Source organism: Streptomyces sp. f51 (genome assembly GCF_037940415.1).
Classification (GTDB): Bacteria; Actinomycetota; Actinomycetes; order Streptomycetales; family Streptomycetaceae; genus Streptomyces.
In genome coordinates, this window is sequence record NZ_CP149798.1 from 7,299,265 (window position 1) to 7,314,280 (window position 15,016).

The 15,016-nt window shown below is 71.3% G+C and carries 17 protein-coding genes; 6 read left to right on the forward strand and 11 right to left on the reverse strand.

Annotation, left to right across the window (positions count from 1 at the left end):
- The first annotated feature begins 287 nt into the window (after window positions 1–287).
- Window positions 288–1,100, forward strand: coding sequence for a SigB/SigF/SigG family RNA polymerase sigma factor (locus tag WJM95_RS31670; protein ID WP_339133970.1), 813 nt, complete (start codon window positions 288–290; stop codon window positions 1,098–1,100).
- Window positions 1,101–1,301: 201 nt separating this feature from the next.
- Here the strand turns inward: WJM95_RS31670 and WJM95_RS31675 are convergent, their stop codons facing one another.
- The 4 genes from WJM95_RS31675 to WJM95_RS31690 form a co-directional block, all read right to left on the reverse strand.
- Window positions 1,302–1,883 (reverse strand): DUF2231 domain-containing protein, encoded by a 582-nt coding sequence (locus WJM95_RS31675; RefSeq protein WP_339133972.1) that lies wholly within the window; start codon window positions 1,881–1,883, stop codon window positions 1,302–1,304.
- Between the two features lie 71 nt (window positions 1,884–1,954).
- Window positions 1,955–3,028, reverse strand: a complete 1,074-nt coding sequence (locus WJM95_RS31680) for a glycoside hydrolase family 19 protein (protein ID WP_339133974.1) — start codon at window positions 3,026–3,028, stop codon at window positions 1,955–1,957.
- A 337-nt stretch (window positions 3,029–3,365) separates the two neighbouring features.
- Window positions 3,366–4,211 (reverse strand): DUF3626 domain-containing protein, encoded by an 846-nt coding sequence (locus WJM95_RS31685; protein WP_339133976.1) that lies wholly within the window; start codon window positions 4,209–4,211, stop codon window positions 3,366–3,368.
- Window positions 4,212–4,311: 100 nt separating this feature from the next.
- Entirely contained in the window at window positions 4,312–4,761 is a 450-nt protein-coding gene (locus WJM95_RS31690) for a MarR family transcriptional regulator (RefSeq protein ID WP_339133978.1), read from the reverse strand.
- A gap of 113 nt (window positions 4,762–4,874) precedes the next feature.
- Between WJM95_RS31690 and WJM95_RS31695 the strand changes: the two genes are divergently transcribed.
- The 3 genes from WJM95_RS31695 (at window position 4,875) to WJM95_RS31705 (ending at window position 8,094) form a co-directional block, all read left to right on the forward strand.
- Complete coding sequence (locus tag WJM95_RS31695) at window positions 4,875–6,413, forward strand: MFS transporter (RefSeq protein ID WP_339133980.1); 1,539 nt, start codon at window positions 4,875–4,877, stop codon at window positions 6,411–6,413.
- Between the two features lie 93 nt (window positions 6,414–6,506).
- The gene (locus WJM95_RS31700; protein ID WP_339133982.1) at window positions 6,507–7,298 is read left to right on the forward strand and encodes a maleylpyruvate isomerase family mycothiol-dependent enzyme; all 792 of its coding nucleotides are present in this window, start codon (window positions 6,507–6,509) and stop codon (window positions 7,296–7,298) included.
- A gap of 229 nt (window positions 7,299–7,527) precedes the next feature.
- Window positions 7,528–8,094, forward strand: a complete 567-nt coding sequence (locus WJM95_RS31705; RefSeq protein ID WP_339133984.1) for a hypothetical protein — start codon at window positions 7,528–7,530, stop codon at window positions 8,092–8,094.
- A gap of 96 nt (window positions 8,095–8,190) precedes the next feature.
- Here the strand turns inward: WJM95_RS31705 and WJM95_RS31710 are convergent, their stop codons facing one another.
- The 3 genes from WJM95_RS31710 to WJM95_RS31720 all read right to left on the reverse strand — a co-directional run bounded on the left by WJM95_RS31710 (window position 8,191) and on the right by WJM95_RS31720 (window position 10,652).
- Window positions 8,191–9,384 carry a low temperature requirement protein A gene (locus WJM95_RS31710; RefSeq protein ID WP_339133986.1) on the reverse strand — a complete coding sequence of 398 codons (1,194 nt, stop codon included), beginning with the start codon at window positions 9,382–9,384 and terminating at the stop codon, window positions 8,191–8,193.
- A 202-nt stretch (window positions 9,385–9,586) separates the two neighbouring features.
- On the reverse strand, window positions 9,587–10,327 hold the full coding sequence (locus WJM95_RS31715; RefSeq protein WP_339133988.1) for a VOC family protein: 741 nt from the start codon (window positions 10,325–10,327) through the stop codon (window positions 9,587–9,589).
- A 10-nt stretch (window positions 10,328–10,337) separates the two neighbouring features.
- Entirely contained in the window at window positions 10,338–10,652 is a 315-nt protein-coding gene (locus tag WJM95_RS31720) for a DUF6191 domain-containing protein (protein WP_339133990.1), read from the reverse strand.
- A 326-nt stretch (window positions 10,653–10,978) separates the two neighbouring features.
- On the opposite strand from WJM95_RS31720, the gene WJM95_RS31725 reads away from it, so the two are divergent.
- Window positions 10,979–11,302, forward strand: coding sequence for a hypothetical protein (locus tag WJM95_RS31725; protein ID WP_339133992.1), 324 nt, complete (start codon window positions 10,979–10,981; stop codon window positions 11,300–11,302).
- Between the two features lie 84 nt (window positions 11,303–11,386).
- On the opposite strand, the gene WJM95_RS31730 is transcribed toward WJM95_RS31725, so the two are convergent.
- Complete coding sequence (locus WJM95_RS31730) at window positions 11,387–11,809, reverse strand: GNAT family N-acetyltransferase (RefSeq protein ID WP_339135980.1); 423 nt, start codon at window positions 11,807–11,809, stop codon at window positions 11,387–11,389.
- Complete coding sequence (locus tag WJM95_RS31735) at window positions 11,740–12,111, reverse strand: helix-turn-helix domain-containing protein (protein ID WP_339135982.1); 372 nt, start codon at window positions 12,109–12,111, stop codon at window positions 11,740–11,742. The genes WJM95_RS31730 and WJM95_RS31735 overlap by 70 nt, the downstream gene beginning before the upstream one ends.
- A gap of 169 nt (window positions 12,112–12,280) precedes the next feature.
- Between WJM95_RS31735 and WJM95_RS31740 the strand changes: the two genes are divergently transcribed.
- Window positions 12,281–13,126 (forward strand): NAD(P)H-binding protein, encoded by an 846-nt coding sequence (locus tag WJM95_RS31740; RefSeq protein WP_339133994.1) that lies wholly within the window; start codon window positions 12,281–12,283, stop codon window positions 13,124–13,126.
- 66 nt (window positions 13,127–13,192) lie between these two features.
- Here the strand turns inward: WJM95_RS31740 and WJM95_RS31745 are convergent, their stop codons facing one another.
- Both WJM95_RS31745 and WJM95_RS31750 read right to left on the reverse strand, forming a co-directional pair.
- Complete coding sequence (locus WJM95_RS31745) at window positions 13,193–13,831, reverse strand: hypothetical protein (RefSeq protein WP_339133996.1); 639 nt, start codon at window positions 13,829–13,831, stop codon at window positions 13,193–13,195.
- Window positions 13,832–14,176: 345 nt separating this feature from the next.
- A complete protein-coding gene (locus WJM95_RS31750) occupies window positions 14,177–14,929 on the reverse strand; it encodes a siderophore-interacting protein (protein WP_339133998.1) in 753 nt (250 codons plus the stop codon).
- Window positions 14,930–15,016: the final 87 nt, after the last annotated feature.

Sequence of the window (15,016 nt, forward strand, 5' to 3'; positions counted from 1 at the left end):
CTGACCTTCGGGTGAGTCCCGCCGAAGCCCGTTCCGCGCCGTCACGCCGCATGACCGGTCGCCGCCCGTTCCGCGCCGTCACACCGCATGACCGTTCGCCGCCCGTGCGTCACGATGTCCGGATATGCGTTTATTGCGCCCCGGTCCGGGGAGTCGAATAGCAGTGCTTCGGACAAAAGGCACGTCCGTGAGAGCGTCCGCTTTCCCCTGCACGGGTGTGCCCCGCAGACGTGTGCGCCCTCATGGTCCTCCTGTCCAGTCGGCACCCCTGAGGGAGCTGTCCGCACATGACCTGTACAGCAGCCACGCAGCGCCGTCGACACGATGACGCCCCCGCGACCGACGCGGCCTTCTCGCGCCTGGCCGGGCTTCCCGACGGACCGGAGCGCAGGGCGCTGCGCGAGGAGATCGTCCGGGCCTGGATGCCGATGGCCGAGCGCATCGCCGGAAAGTACCGGGGCAGGGGGGAATCCGTCGAGGATCTGACCCAGGTCGCCGCCCTGGGCCTGGTGAAGGCGGTGGACCGGTACGACCCAGGCCGGGGCAACGCCTTCGAGAGCTACGCGGTTCCGACCATCGTCGGCGAGATCAAGCGCCACTTCCGCGACCACATGTGGGCCGTGCATGTGCCGCGCCGGGTCCAGGAAGCGCGCAACCGGGTCCGCGGCGCCATGAAGGACCTGGCACCCACCCGTTCCGACCGGCAGCCCCGCGTCGCCGAGATAGCCGCGTACGCGCAGCTCAGCGAGGACGACGTACGCGTCGGTCTGGAAGCCCTGGACAGTTTCGCGAGCCTGTCCCTGGACGCCCGGCTCACCGACGGTGACGACGGGTACTCCCTGGCCGAGGCACTAGGCGAGCCCGACACCGGGTTCGACCTCGTCGTGGATCGCGAGACCCTCAAGCCCGCTCTGGCGAGGCTGCCCGAGCGTGAGCGGACGATCCTCTACCTGCGGTTCTTCCGTGACATGACACAAAGCCGCATCGCGGAGGAGCTGGGGGTCTCCCAGATGCACGTCTCGCGACTGCTCAGCGGCTGCTGTGCGGCGCTGCGGGAGGAGATGCTGGCGGACGACAAGGACATGGCCGACGCCGTATAGGCGCGTCTGCGCAGGGACTCGTACGACCCGGCACCCGCACGAACTCGTACGACCCGGGACCCGCAGGGACTCGTGCGACCCGGGACCCGCACGGACTCGTACGGACCCGGAGGCGCACGAACTTGTACGGACGGAACCCGCACGGACCCGTACGGACCCCGACCCAACCTGGTGGACCCGCACAGCTTCGTCAGACCGGCCCTAGGTCGCGGGCCAGGCTCCGACCGCCCGCCGGTAGGCCACATGGCCGCCCAGTGCTCCGGTGACGCCGACCGCCGCCAGTCCGGCGAGCGACCACAGCCTCCCCTTGGCCCGGTGGTGGCGGAGGCGTGCGGTGAGCGACGCGGCGAAGCACGCCACCGCGGCCACGTTCGTGACGGCGTGGGCGAGCCCGACGCGCGCCTGCTCGGGCGGCAGGTCCGCCCAGTCGACCCACCCGCTGACCGCCGCCGGGGCCACCCCCACCAGTCCGACGGCCGTCAGGGTTGTCGCCGCCCGCTGCCCCGCCGGCATGACGTCCATGACGGCGGCCGACAGCCAGCAGCCGATCGGGACCTGCACCAGGACGGGATGCACGGGATGGCCCAGTGGCCTGCCGCGCAGCAGATCGCGGGCCGTGCCCAGGGGCAGCGAGCGGATTCCCCGCTGGAGCGTGCGGATCGCGGGGTCCGCCGCTGTCGACCGCTCGACACGGGCCAGACAGGACAGCCATCGAGCCGAAGCGGCGCTGGACTCGAAAGCCGTCCGCGCGTCCGGTGCGTCGCCGGAATCGTATTCCCTCATGCTCAACGACTACCCGGAGCGAAGGCCCTCCCGCACCCGCCGGTCGTGTGGTGCGGGAGGCATGCGCCGGCTCAGCAGGAGAGGTTGGCTCCCGGCGTGACGCCGAGGATCGAGGTGAACCGCTGGTAGGCGTCGACCCGGCTCTGGACCTGGGCCGGGTTCTTGCCGTCGCACTCCAGCGAGCCGTTGATGCTGCGGATGGTCTGGCCGAATCCGGCGCTGTTGACCATCGCGTTGTGCGGGGTCATGCTGCCCGGGCCCGACTGGGTGTTCCAGTACCACAGGCCCGTCTTCCAGGCGACGGCCGCGTCGGTCTGGACGAGGTTGGGGTTGCCCAGCAGGTCGATGCCGAGCGCGTCACCGGCGGCCTTGTAGTTGAAGTTCCAGCTGAGCTGGATCGGCCCGCGGCCGTAGTACGCGGACTGACCGGCCGGGCAGCCGTAGGGCTGGCTCCAGTCGCAGTAGTGCGAGTAGTTGGCGGTGTTCTGCTCGACCACGTAGACCAGACCGCCGGTCTCGTGGTTGACGTTCGCGAGGAACGCGGCCGCCTCCTGCTTCTTGACGGTGTCGCTCCCGGTGTTGGCGAACCCGGGGAACGAACTCAGCGCGGCCTTGAGGCCGTTGTAGGTGTAGAACGAGTTCCGGCTCGGGAACATCTGGTTGAACTGGGCCTCGCTCACGACGAATCCGTCGGAGGGGTTGGTCGAGCCGCCGTCGCAGGTGTACGGGTCCCAGAACCAGGTGCTGATGGTGGGGTCGTACCCCGGGTTGTCGTGCTCCGCGATGTAGGCCTTTCCGTCCGTGTACCGGACGATGTTGCCGGTGACGTAGGACCGGCCGGGCACCCAGTCCGGGTAGCTGGCGCAGGACCCGCCGGGCGGGTTGGTCGGGCCGCTGTCGCAGGCGTAGGGGTCCCAGTACCAGGTGCTGATGGTGGGGTCGTAGCCGGGGTTGTCGTGCTCGGCGATGTAGGTCTTGCCGTCGGTGTACCGGACGATGTTGCCGGTGGCGTAGGACCTGCCTGCCACCCAGTCCGGGTAGCTGGCGCAGGAGGCGGCGGAGGCGCTCGCGGCCGGCAGCAGTACGGGTGCGGCGGTTCCGATCAGCAGCGCGGCCAGCACGGAAGACACACGGCGTTGTGACAAGGGATCAGTCCTTCACGGAACAGGCCGCGACGGAGGCATGGCATGGCCTCGCGCGCACGCCGACGAGGGCGGAGCGATGCACTCCTGGCGGCCCAGGTGGGGGGTGTGGAGCCACACTCAACCGCCTTGGTCTGTACCAGTCAAGGTGTAGACCAATCCGGTTCCCCGCCCTTGGCGAAAAATCACCGCGCTCTACGGGGCGCCCAACATACCTGCGTGCCAGGCCAGTTGACCCGAGCTCCCGACACCGCAGCCGCCGACCGACGGTTCTCGACGCACGGAATTGCTCGATCGAGCCGGTGGCCGCGGAGCTCGTAGCCCGCCGAGCCCACTGGGCTCACCGGGTGCCGAGGTTCCCGAACCGCGCCAGACAGTGCCAGACCTTCTTGAGGTCCTGAGGCTCGTACCGGCCCGTGCGGGCGGCGTCTCCGATGATTTTGGGGGTGAGCAGGGAGTCGACGGCGATCTCGGTTCCCAGGTCCGTGTACTGCCGGCCGCGATAGTGAGGGTGGCGCCGCAGTTCGGCCACGGTGAGGCGGAAGCCGGGGTGCCACTCGATGGGGCACGGCAGGTGTCGCGCCGCCTCGTGGACCTCGGTTCCGCGATAGCCGGGATCCAGCACCAGAGCCTCGATGTCACGGTCGAGCCGGACGGGCCCGTGGAGCTGTGCCTCGATGTGGTCGTCCAGAACGTCGGCGTCGGCTGTCCCCGCGAGGTCGATGAGGGAACAGCGGTCGGCGACGCCGAAGTGGGACGGCTCGGCGGAGCTGTCCGGGTAGCAGAACGTCGCCCGTGCGAGCGCCTCGGAGGTGAGCCTGAAGTGGGAGGAGCCGAACCTGGGGGCGCCGCCGGTCAGGTCGCGGCAGTAGTTCAACGCGCCGTAGACGGGGCGTAGTTCAGGCGCGGCGTCGTCGTAGGCGCCCGCGAAGATGCGGCTCTCCCAGTGCCAGCGGTCACCGCCCGGGTGGGCGGTCAGTCCTCCGTTGCTCGTGCCCGTCACGAACTGTGATCGGTAGATGCCATCGGTGGCCATCTGGACCAGGACGGGACGGTTCCCCGAGTCTCGGTCCGGATGGAAGTGCATCGTCACCCGGAGGTCGGGCGGGAGGGGGAGCCCCCTGGACGAGGCCGCGACATGCCGCAGCGCCCTCTCCGTGACCGGCACGGCCGCATCGGTGGACATGCGTGGGAGTCTGCACGGTTCGCGGTCGTCCGTGCGCGTGGATTTCGCCCGCCGGTCCGCCGGTGGGCCCCCTCGGACGGGAGGTCCGGGGTCGGATCGGTCAGGCGCTGGGGCGGAGTGCCGTCGGTCGTGCGGTGAAGGCGCGTTCCAGGAGGGTGTGGAGCGTGTCCTGTTCCGTGGCGCTGAGCCTGTCCAGGCCGGCGCGTGTGGTGTCCATCTTTCCGCGGATCACGTCGATGACACGTTCGCCCTCGGCGGTCAGGACGACGTTCTTGACGCGCCGGTCGGTGGGGCTCGGCTCCCGCCGGACAAGACCGCGCTTCTCCAGCCGGTCGATGATCCCCGTCATGTTGGAGGCGTCGCAGGTCAGGATGGTGGCCAGCGCGCGCATCGCGGCCGGACCCCGGCGCAGGACGTTCAGCGTCTTGCCCTGGCTCGCGGTGAGGTTCTCGCTCGCCGCGGCCGCCGTGAAGTCGCCGTAGTAGGCCCCGAGCGACACGGACAGGAGCTCCATGAGCTGGTCCGTGTCCACACCGCTGGTTCCTGTCATGTGGCTCACTCTACGCCAGGAAGTTTGACCATCTCAAATATTCACGGCTACGGTCAGCTATTGCTTGAAGTTCTCAAGCATCGAGGTTGTTAACTAGTTAGGGCAGACTTTCCGTGTCTCACACACAGCAAGCGGCGTCGCCGAGATCCTCCGGGAATACCAGGATCGTCCTCGTGCTCGGGCTCGCCGCCATGGTCGTCTCGATGATGCAGACCCTGGTCGTCCCGATCCTGGGCATGATCCAGAGCGACCTGAAGGCCAGCACGGCGAACGTCAGCTGGGTGACCACCGCCACACTGCTCTCCGCCGCCGTGTTCACCCCGCTGCTCGGCCGCTTCGGCGACCAGCACGGCAAGAAGCCCACGCTCGTCGGTGTGCTGGTCGTGATGATCGCCGGCTCGGTGCTCGCCGCCACCACCACCTCGCTGACCTGGCTGATCGTCGGCCGCGTGATGCAGGGAGCCGCGACCGCGATCTTCCCGCTCGCCCTCTCCGTCCTGCGCGAGGAGATCGCGCCGGAGAAGCTCCACGGAGCGATGGCCCTGGTCAGCGGCACCCTCGCGTTCGGCAGCGGCCTCGCCCTCGTCGGCGCCGGCCTCCTCACCCAGGGCTCCCACCCCGACTACCACCGGCCCTTCTGGCTCGCGGTCGTGCTCGCCGTGGTGGCCCTGATCGGGGTGCTCGTCACCGTGCCCGCCTCCCGGACGAAGACCGGCGGGCGGACGGACTGGCTCGGCGCGCTGACCCTCGGCATGCTGCTGGTGCTCCTGCTGCTGCCCATCTCCCAGGGTCACGAGTGGGGCTGGACGTCCGGCCGCACCCTCGGCGCCTTCGCCGGTGCCGTCGTCATGGCGGGCGTGTGGGTGTTCACCGAGAACCGGGTCAAGGAACCGATGGTGGACATGAAGATGTTCGTCCACCGGCCCGTGCTCTTCACCAACCTGGCCGGACTGCTGCTGGGCTTCGCGATGTTCACCCAGTTCATCGGCGTCTCGTACCTCGTGCAGATGCCGGAACACCTCGTCGGCTACGGCTTCGGCGCGTCCGTGCTCGCCGCCTCCGTCGTCTATCTGCTGCCCACCACGCTCGTCTCCCTCGTGGGCGCCCAGTTCGGCGGGATCCTGGTGCGCAGGCTCGGTGCACGCGTCACGCTCGCCGCGGGCGCCTGCTTCGGAGTGCTCGGCTTCGCCTGGCTGACCGCCGCCCACGACACCAGCGCCTCCGTCATCAGTGCGGGCATGCTCATCGGTCTGGCGATCAGCTTCGGCTACGCCTCCATGCCGGCCCTCATCGTCGCCGGAGTCCCGGCGCACCAGACCGGCATCGCCAACGGCATCAACTCCATCTCCCGCTCCGTCGGCAGCGCCGTCGCGAGCGCGGTGATCACCTCGCTGCTCGCGTCCAAGACCGTGCGCCTGCCGGCCGGCATGCCCGTCCTGCCGCAGGAGAGCCAGTTCACGCTCAGCTTCGCCATCGCCGGAGCCGCGTTCGTCCTGGTCGCCGTCGTCGCCCTCTTCGGACTCAAGGCGGCGCACGCCCCTCGTGCGTCCGTGGTGCGCGAGTCCGCCGCTCCCGAGGGAACGGAGCGCGCGGCGACCGCGTCCGAGCCCGCGGAGCTCGCGGCCGCCGGGTCCGACGCCAAGTCCGCGTGAGCGGGCCCTCTTTCCCCCGCAGCCCGTAGCCCACAACCCGTAACCCGCAGCCCACAACCCGTAGCCCGTAGCTCGTGGAAAGGCACCCCAACGATGATGTCCCCGGACGGCCGCGCACAGGGAGCGACTCCGGTCGACCACCGTGCGGCGATCATGGTGGAGACCGCCCGGTTCGTCGCGGCGCTCGAGAACGCCGACTCGACGACCCCGGTGCCGAGTTGCCCCGGCTGGACCCTGGCCGACCTGGTCAAGCACACCGGCAGTGTCCAGCGCTGGTTCTCGGCCCTCCTGCACGCCCGCGTCCAGGAACCCCCGCGAACGCGTGACGTCGACCTGCGCCTTCCGGAACAGTGGGAGGGCTACGCCGACTGGCTGGCCGACAGCGCCACGGTGGCGGCCGTGGCATTCGCCGCCACCGACCCGGACCTCCCCATGTGGGCCTGGGGCGTCGACCAGCACGCCCGCTTCTGGGCGCGCCGGATGCTCTTCGAGACCCTGCTGCACCGGGTCGACGCCGAGGAGGCGCTCGGACTGCGGCCCACCGTCGACCGCCCGCTCGCGGTCGACGGCGTCGACGAGTTCCTCGTCAACCTGCCGTTCGCCGGCTCCTTCGCACCCGGTGTCGCCAACCTGCGCGGTCCCGACAGGACCATCCGGTTCCGGGCGACCGACGGTGACGGCGACTGGCTGGTCCGCCTGCGGCCCGACGGCTTCGGGCTCGACCCGTCGGGCGCGGCGGCCGGATCCGCCGAGGCGACCGTCCGGGGAACGGCTGCCAACCTGTTGCTGCTGGTCTACGGCCGCCTCGACCGCCACGCCGAGGGCGTCGAGTGCGAGGGGGACGAGGACCTGCTGACGCTCTGGTTCGCCAACTCCGCTTTCTGAGCGGTGAGGTGGCGGATTCGGTAGATGTGGCCGATGCCGGGTGCGAGCGAGAGCCGTTCGCACCCGGCCCGGTGCGCGGGGGCCGTCGCGGCTGTTCTCCTGAGCGCGGTGCGGGTCGCGGGCGGCACGGATGACGGGTCCCTTTCCGGGGCGGTCCGTACAACCAAAACCTTGACCGTCATGTCGTACATGGCAGGCCCACCGAGAGCCGCTGACACAAGGGGGAACCATGCGTACGAGACGATTCACGGCGGTGCTGGCCGCCCTGACGATGGCCGGTGCGGGCGTGGTCGTGGCCATGCCCACACCGGCGGGCGCGGCCACGACGGCGGTCACGTGTCCGACCGGCTGGGGCAGCCTCCCGAAGACCGCGGCCGACAGCGACAACGGCTCGCTCACCGACATCAGGACCGGTCAGCACGACTGCTACGACCGCATGGTCCTCGACGTGCCCACCGCCGGAACCACGGGGATCGGGTACACCGTGCACTACGTCGACGCCTTCTACCAGGACCCGTCCAACATCCTCATCCCGGTCTCCGGCGGGGCGATCATCGAGATCCTGGTGTCCGCGCCCTCGTACGACCCGCAGACCAACACCCCGACCTATCCCGGGCGGGGCGGCCGGCCCCTTCCGGGCGTGGACCTGACCGGCTACCGGACCTTCAGGGACGCGAAGTTCGGCGCCAGCTTCGAGGGCGTCACCCAGGTGGGACTCGGGGTACGCGCCCGGCTGCCGTTCCGGGTGACCCAGCTCTCCGGGCGCCTGGTGATCGACGTCGCGCACTCCTGGTGAGTGTGCGTCCCGCGCGTTCGCGGCGGCCACCGAGTCGATGGGTGGTCGCCGCGTTGCGTTCTGCGTCCGGTCGGTGATCGGGGCGCCCTACGAGGCTCACGCCTCCTGGCGCGGGTCCGACCCGGGATGTCCGGCGCGCCGGCTCTCGTAGAACGTCGGCCAGAGGGTGACCGCCACCAGCAGCCACACCACGGCCACGGTCCCGAGTCCGGCACCGAACCCTGCGATCAGCAGCGGTACGGCGGCGCAGGGCAGGACGACGGACAGCAGCAGTCGGCGGCGGGCGCCGACGAGTTGGCGCGGCGCGGCGACTCCGGTGAGCAGGAAGTACCCGGCGAGCGACGCGCACAACAGCCATCGTGTGCTGTCGGGCAGTGTCTCCAGGTGCTCCACCGCAGCGCCGAGACCGGCTGCGAGGGCCGCCAGACAGCCGGACAGGAAGCAGTGCAGGGGGAGGGCCGCCCGGGCCGGCAGGGAGCGCGCGGTGAGGTAGGGGACCCCCGCGTAGCCGTGCCGGAAGGACAGCGACCACAGGGCGACCAGGAGGAAGAACGCGGCGGCGGCGAGGCCGTAGAGCCGTCGGTTCCAGGGAGCATCGGACGCGGCCTCGATCACCTGGGCGACACCCTCGCCCAGCACGATGATCACGAACAGGCCGAGCCGTTCGCTCAGGTGGTCGGCGTCCGGCGCGGCCACTGACACGGGCAGTACGGGCTCCCTGCGCCGGGAGCGCGTCTCCTCGCGCCGGTCGTGGGCTCGACGGCTCTCGATGATGTCGCGTGCGGAGACGGTGAACGTGACGTACAGGTCGAGGGCGATGCCCAGGGCCCAGAGCCAGTAGCGGGCGGGTTCGTCCGCCCACAGGGAGACGATCCACGGGATCACGCCGAGGGACATCTGGGCCGCGGGCCAGTCCACGAGGATCTCCCGGCGATGCCGCCAGGCCCCACTGGCGAGGGAACGGACCACGATGTAGGCGAGCGCCAGCGCCCTGGCCTGACCGTCCTCGCCCGCGTGGACGCCGGGCACGGCGGCCGCCATGACGGCCATCCCGAACATCGCGGCCAGCACCGTGCGGGTGTGCGTGCGCTCTCCCGCCACGTTCCCGTACAGCGTGAAGCAGATCCACGCGGTCCAGAACGCCAGGAACAGCAGGACGTACAGCCCGAGATCGCCGGCGCCGGGCTCGCCGTGCAGCAGATGCGCGATCTGGGCCACGCCGGCCACGGCCACCAGGTCGAAGAACAGCTCCAGCCAGGTGGCATGGCGTTCCTCCCCCGACGCGGGCATTGCGGGCGACACCTCGTTCACGGCAGTCCCTGTGCTCTCACCAAGACATCGGGGCGTTCCCCGGCCGTACGAGGCGCCCGCGCCGTCCGCCGGACCGGGCTGGGCATCACGCCGAGGAACCGCCCACATTAGCCAGGCATCGGCGTCCGCCGTCGCTGTCACCGCCGGTGAGCGCGCGTGGCACCGCCGACGGCGTGGCGTGTCAGTGCGGGGCGAGGACGCAGAACGCGTGGTCCTCGGGGTCGGTCAGACAGGTCCACGGGGCGTCGCCCTGGCCGATGTCGAGGTCGGTGGCGCCGAGCGTCCGCAGCCGGGCCACCTCCGCCTCCTGGTCGTCACCGGGATACGGCAGCAGGTCGAGGTGAAGGCGGTCCGGCACGGTCCTCACGTCGGGAACGCGCAGGAATTCGAGATACGGGCCGACGCCTTTGCCAGACCGCAGGGTCGCGTGATCGTCGGCCACCTCGTGCACGGTCCAGTCCGTCGCCTCGCCCCAGAACCGGGCCATGGCCCGCGGATCCACGCAGTCGACCACCACCGCGGCGATCGGCCCCGTGTCCCGGTAGACCTCGCGCGGCTCCAGCACGCAGAACTCGTTGCCCTCCGGGTCGGCGAGGACCGTCCACGGCACCTCGCCCTGGCCCACGTCGACGGGCGTCGCGCCGAGTGACCTCAGACGTTCGGTCAGCTCCGCCTGATGGGCCGCCGAAGTCGTGGCGAGATCGAGGTGCACCCGGTTCTTCGTCGCCGTCTTGGGCTCCGGCACCGGAACGACGTCGAGGCCGAGGAAGACCGGGTCCGGCCAGACGGGCCCGCCGGGAGGCCCGACGTACGTCGTCACGCCGGGGCTGTACGCGCTCCAGCCGAGCGCCTCCGCCCAGAACCGGCCGACCGCCGAGCTGTCGAGCGCCTTGACGATGACGTGAGCGGGCCGCAGTGCCATGCGGGCGATCCTATGCGGCGGGGATGCGGACGACCGCGATTCCTCCGTCGAGATCCACCGTCGTCCGGTTCGGCGGCGCCCCGTCCTCCTCGTCGTCGCGCAGCAGCAGGGCCGACTGGCGTTCCTTCAGCTCGGTCTGCTTGCCCGGCGAAAGGCTCGCGTGCAGCTGCTCGAACCCGGTCGCCGAGATCTGCCCCTGACGTGCCGAGTTGCGCCAGGGAAGGACACCGGCCCTGCTCGCACGCAACAGCAGCTGATCGACGAACGACAGCGCCGTCAGGATGATGACCAGCCCGGGCAGGGTCATGAAGACGAGGAATGCCATGACCGCAGTATCCCGGCGGGACCGGACGGAGTCACGGTCGGGCCGGGACCCCGGCCCGCTCCCGTGACCGCCTGATGGCGCGCGGTCCGTGGCGCGAGGTGGCCTGGGAGAGTGTCAGGTCCATCATGCCTGCTCGGGGGGCGTTCGCGGTAGGACGGAGCGCACGTCCGTTTGACCTTGGCACGGGCACGGGACTGCCCGCAGACTCGTCGTCATCCACCCACCGGCGTACGTGCCGGCACCCGACTCGGGCTGCCGGCGCGTTCGTCGTGCTGTCCCGTCGTGCGACGGGGCGGGCCGGGGGGTGGTGGAGCGAAGGGGGATCGATGGATCAGGACATGGTCATGCGGGCGAGGGTCATGCTGCTGAGCGCCAACGTGCGGGTGGTGCGCGGTGGGGAAGGACTGTGGATCTACCGGACCCTGACACCGGTCGAGCCGGAGGTCTACGGGTCGAAACTGGCGTACGTACTGGTGAAGGCGAGCGCGTCCCCCTCGGTGCGGGACCTGCCCGAGCGGCGGATGGCCCTGCTGGAGGAGGCGGTGGCGGTGGCGGCGGCCCTGAGCCCCGCGAACCCCTACCGGGACAAGGTGCTGGGGATGGCACTGGCCGCCAGGCGAGCCGAACTCGAAGGCCCTTCGGCGTCGTAGCGGGCCACGAAGGACTGCCGGGCACGGCCGGCCGGGGCACCACCCGTCGACGCGACGGGCGCCCGCCCCGGCCGGCCGTGTGCCTCAGCCGCTCAGGGGCAGCGACATGAGGAGGCGGTCGGCGCCCGGGCCGAAGTGGTCCGGGCGCGTGCCCGCGGGGTCACGGACGAACCCCAGGGACTCGTAGAGCGCTATGGCATGGTCGTTGGCCGGCTCCACCCACAGCAGGACGGTCCCCGTCCCCGCGGCGCGCAGGGACTTGAGGGTCTCCCGCATCAACTGCCGCCCCACGCCCATGCCTTGCACGGCCGGGTCGACCGCGAGACTGACGATCCAGCTCTGTCCCTTGTTCGGCGGTGTGGCCAGCGCGTATCCGCAGATGTGACCGTCGTCGCCCTCCGCCACGAGCAGGTGGTCCGGGCCCGGCGCGAGGGGTCCTAGCGGGGTGGCTCGGTGTCGTAGTCGGCGCGGGCCCGTTCGACCTTGTCCAGGTTGGTGGCGGCCCAGCCGGCGAGCTGGGCGAAGAGCGGGGCCAGGCTGCGGCCGAGCTCGGTGATCTCGTACTCGACCCTGGGCGGGACTTCCGGGTGGTAGGTGCGCAGGACCATGCCGTCGCGTTCCAGCTGCCGCAGCCGCTGGGTCAGCACCTTCGGTGTGATCGTGCCGATCCGCCGTTCCAGCTCGACGAAACGCTGCCGGCCGTCCGTGTGCAGCGACCACAGGATCGGCGTGGTCCACCGGCTGAACACGATCTCCACGACCGCGCTGGTGGGACAGGCGAGTTCCGGGTCGGTCGCGGCATCCGCCATCCGGTCGGTGCTGTCGGCCACGTACTCCCCCTCGGGGTAGTCACTTTCCTCTAGGTACCTACTATATCGGCGGTGTTAGCGTCCCCGTGTCGCCCGGAGAGCAGGTCTCCGCGGCGGATTCCGCCCTGACCGGGCGGGACAACACGCTGAATCGACACGGGAGTTGTTTATGTTCGTAGTGACGGGGGCAACCGGCAACGTGGGCCGGTCGCTCGTGGGGATCCTCGCGGCAGCCGGTGTTCGGGTGACCGCGACCTCCAGGGGGATCGCGGAGACGGACGTACCGGACGGCGTCGGGCACGCACGGGCGGACCTCGCCGATCCCGAGAGCCTTAGGCCCGTGTTCCACGGAGCCGACGCGCTGTTCCTCCAGAACGGGGGCCCCAGCGCACACCTGTTGAGCCCGAGGGACATCCTCGACGTCGCCAAGGCCGGTGGCGTACGACGAGTCGTCCTGTTGTCCTCCCAGGGAGTCGCGACGCGGCCGGGGTCGGCCTCGCACGGGGACACGGCGCGTGCCATCGAGGACGCCGTACGGGAATCGGGCCTGGACTGGACGATCCTGCGGCCCGGAGGCTTCGACTCCAACGCCTACGCCTGGGCCGAGTCGGTCCGCGCCGACAGGACCGTCGCCGCCCCGTTCGCCGACATCGGCCTCCCGACGGTCGACCCGGACGACATCGCGGAGGTCGCCGCCGCCGCCCTGCGGGAGGACGGTCACGCGGGACGGATCTACGAGCTGACCGGGCCGGAGCTGAACACGCCCCGGCAGGGGGCCGCGGCGATCGCCGACGCCCTGGGCGAGCCCGTCCGGTTCGTCGAGCAGACCCCCGACGAGGCCCGCGCGCAGATGCTCCGGTTCATGCCGGAGCCCGTGGTCGCCACGACCCTGTCCATCCTCGGCGAGCCCACCCCCGCCGAACAGCGCGTCAGCCCCGATGTCGAGCGGGTCCTCGGCCGCGCGCCCCGGACCTTCGCCGACTGGGCGGAGCGCCACATCGTCGCCTTCCGATGAGACCCCGGGCCGACGGGCGGGTGGCCGACCGCGCGTCCGCTGTCGACGGCCGGGCGGGCGGTGGCGTCAGATGCCGCGCGCCTCGGCCAGGACGGCGGCCTGTTCCAGCATGCGGGTCGGCTCACGGCCGTTGCCCCAGGCGTCGTTGAAGGTCGGCACGGATTCCACGTCGGGACCGAAGCATCTGCGGATCGCCTCCAGGAGCACGGTCATGGCCTGCGCTTCAAGATGGCGGTCGCCGCCGGACTCCCTGCGGATCGCGCCCTGCGAGCACAGATGACCGTCCTCGTCGGTCAGCCCTCCCGCGCACCAGCCGTCCGTGCGCAGCCGCAGTGACGCGCGGTGCAGGAGGGCGGCGATGGGGGTGGCCTGCGGAGCGAGGGCCGGGGGAGCGGTGGGGACCGGAGCCGCGGGGGAGGGCGCGCCGGGCGGACCGGGTGGAGCGCCGATCCGGGTCCAGTCGACCGGGGGCGTCTCGATGTGCGCCGTGTTGACCTCGTAGGCGACGGCCGCCACCGCGAGGCGCGCGTCCATCTCCGCCGCGACGGCGGCCAGGCGGGCCTCCAGACCGTCGCCGGGAGGCCCGGGGCGACCTGCCCGCCGCTCGGGTTCCGCGACGGCCGGGGGAGCGACACCGGCGCGTTCGGCTACTGCCGGCTCTTCGGCGGCGGCGATGGCGACAGAGTGTGGCGTGGGGGACTGCATGAAGGATGGATTCCTGGCACGCCCCGCGTTCAGCGCCGCCGAACGGGCGGTACCGGGCGTGGGGCGGCCGGTACCGGGGTGAGCGCGGCTGGGGGGCCGGTCGCCGCGGGGACGGCGGTGAGGGCGGCGCGGGGGTGAAGGTGGCCGGTCGCCGCACGGACGGCAGGCCAGGGTGTCGTGCCCCTCGCGCCCGCGCAGCCCCGGCGCCCGCGCCGCCCTAGCACCCGTGCCGCCCCGGTATCCGCGCCGCCCGAGCACCCGTGCCGCCCCGGCGCCCGCGCCGCCCGAGCACCCGTGCCGCCCCGGCACCCGTGCCGCCCGCACCGCCCCGGCACCCGGCCCTGCTCAGCCCGCTCGCCAGTATCCGAGGGCGTTGACCCGCTGTCTGGGCACGGAGAGCTCCTTGCGGACATGCGCCGACAGCGCGCGTGTGGTCGCCGTGTCGCACGCGATCCACACGTAGGGCCGCGGGCTGTCCTTCAGCAGCTCGGGCAGGGCCGACTTCACCTCTTCGGTCAGATGGCGTCCGTTGTCCCGGCGTGGCACCTGGCGTACGTCGTGGTGCGCGGCGGCCCGGAAGGGCAGTCCCTCCAGGCCGCCCTCGAACCAGATCGTCGCCGGGACCGGAGCCAGCGCCGTGAGCAGGGAGTTCAGGGCGGGCAGGGAGGCCGGGTCGGCGACGGCGAAGACGTGGGAGGGCGCGGGCTCGGGGTGCTCGAACCCCGTGCCCTGGACGGTCGCCTCGACGGTGTCCCCGGGTCCGGCCGCCCTGGCCCAGTTGCTCGCGCGGCCCTCGTGGAGGGCGAACTCCAGGGCGAAGGTGCCGGCTTCCGGATCGGGTTCGACCAGGGTGTAGGCCCGCTGGTGGGGCTTGCCCGCGTTGTCGAACCACAGCCGCACCCACATCGTCGGGTGCACGCCGGTCGCCGCCAGCATGCCCCCGTCGGTGAAGCGCACCCGGCGGTACTCGGGAGTGACGTCCTGCGCGTCCGTCACGGTGAACACGTAGTCCTTCGCGCGCAGCAGTCTGAGCACCGCGCCTTCCCAACCCCGCCCCTGCGCCTGCCCTGTCACTTTCTCCGCCCCTCGCCACGACATCACCGGGTTATTAGTTAGGTGAGCCTAACCTAATATGGCCATGTGGCGCACAGGATGGTCACAGGAACCGCCGGTACGTGACCGTGA

Bases quoted from the DNA above. Each gene is read 5' to 3' on its own strand.
- WJM95_RS31670 (WP_339133970.1), top strand. From the start codon at position 288: ATGACCTGTACAGCAGCCACGCAGCGCCGTCGACACGATGACGCCCCC.
- WJM95_RS31675 (WP_339133972.1), bottom strand. From the start codon at position 1,883: ATGAGGGAATACGATTCCGGCGACGCACCGGACGCGCGGACGGCTTTC.
- WJM95_RS31685 (WP_339133976.1), bottom strand. From the start codon at position 4,211: ATGTCCACCGATGCGGCCGTGCCGGTCACGGAGAGGGCGCTGCGGCAT.
- WJM95_RS31690 (WP_339133978.1), bottom strand. From the start codon at position 4,761: ATGACAGGAACCAGCGGTGTGGACACGGACCAGCTCATGGAGCTCCTG.
- WJM95_RS31700 (WP_339133982.1), top strand. From the start codon at position 6,507: ATGATGTCCCCGGACGGCCGCGCACAGGGAGCGACTCCGGTCGACCAC.
- WJM95_RS31705 (WP_339133984.1), top strand. From the start codon at position 7,528: ATGCGTACGAGACGATTCACGGCGGTGCTGGCCGCCCTGACGATGGCC.
- WJM95_RS31710 (WP_339133986.1), bottom strand. From the start codon at position 9,384: ATGCCCGCGTCGGGGGAGGAACGCCATGCCACCTGGCTGGAGCTGTTC.
- WJM95_RS31715 (WP_339133988.1), bottom strand. From the start codon at position 10,327: ATGGCACTGCGGCCCGCTCACGTCATCGTCAAGGCGCTCGACAGCTCG.
- WJM95_RS31720 (WP_339133990.1), bottom strand. From the start codon at position 10,652: ATGGCATTCCTCGTCTTCATGACCCTGCCCGGGCTGGTCATCATCCTG.
- WJM95_RS31725 (WP_339133992.1), top strand. From the start codon at position 10,979: ATGGATCAGGACATGGTCATGCGGGCGAGGGTCATGCTGCTGAGCGCC.
- WJM95_RS31735 (WP_339135982.1), bottom strand. From the start codon at position 12,111: ATGGCGGATGCCGCGACCGACCCGGAACTCGCCTGTCCCACCAGCGCG.
- WJM95_RS31740 (WP_339133994.1), top strand. From the start codon at position 12,281: ATGTTCGTAGTGACGGGGGCAACCGGCAACGTGGGCCGGTCGCTCGTG.
- WJM95_RS31745 (WP_339133996.1), bottom strand. From the start codon at position 13,831: ATGCAGTCCCCCACGCCACACTCTGTCGCCATCGCCGCCGCCGAAGAG.
- WJM95_RS31750 (WP_339133998.1), bottom strand. From the start codon at position 14,929: ATGTCGTGGCGAGGGGCGGAGAAAGTGACAGGGCAGGCGCAGGGGCGG.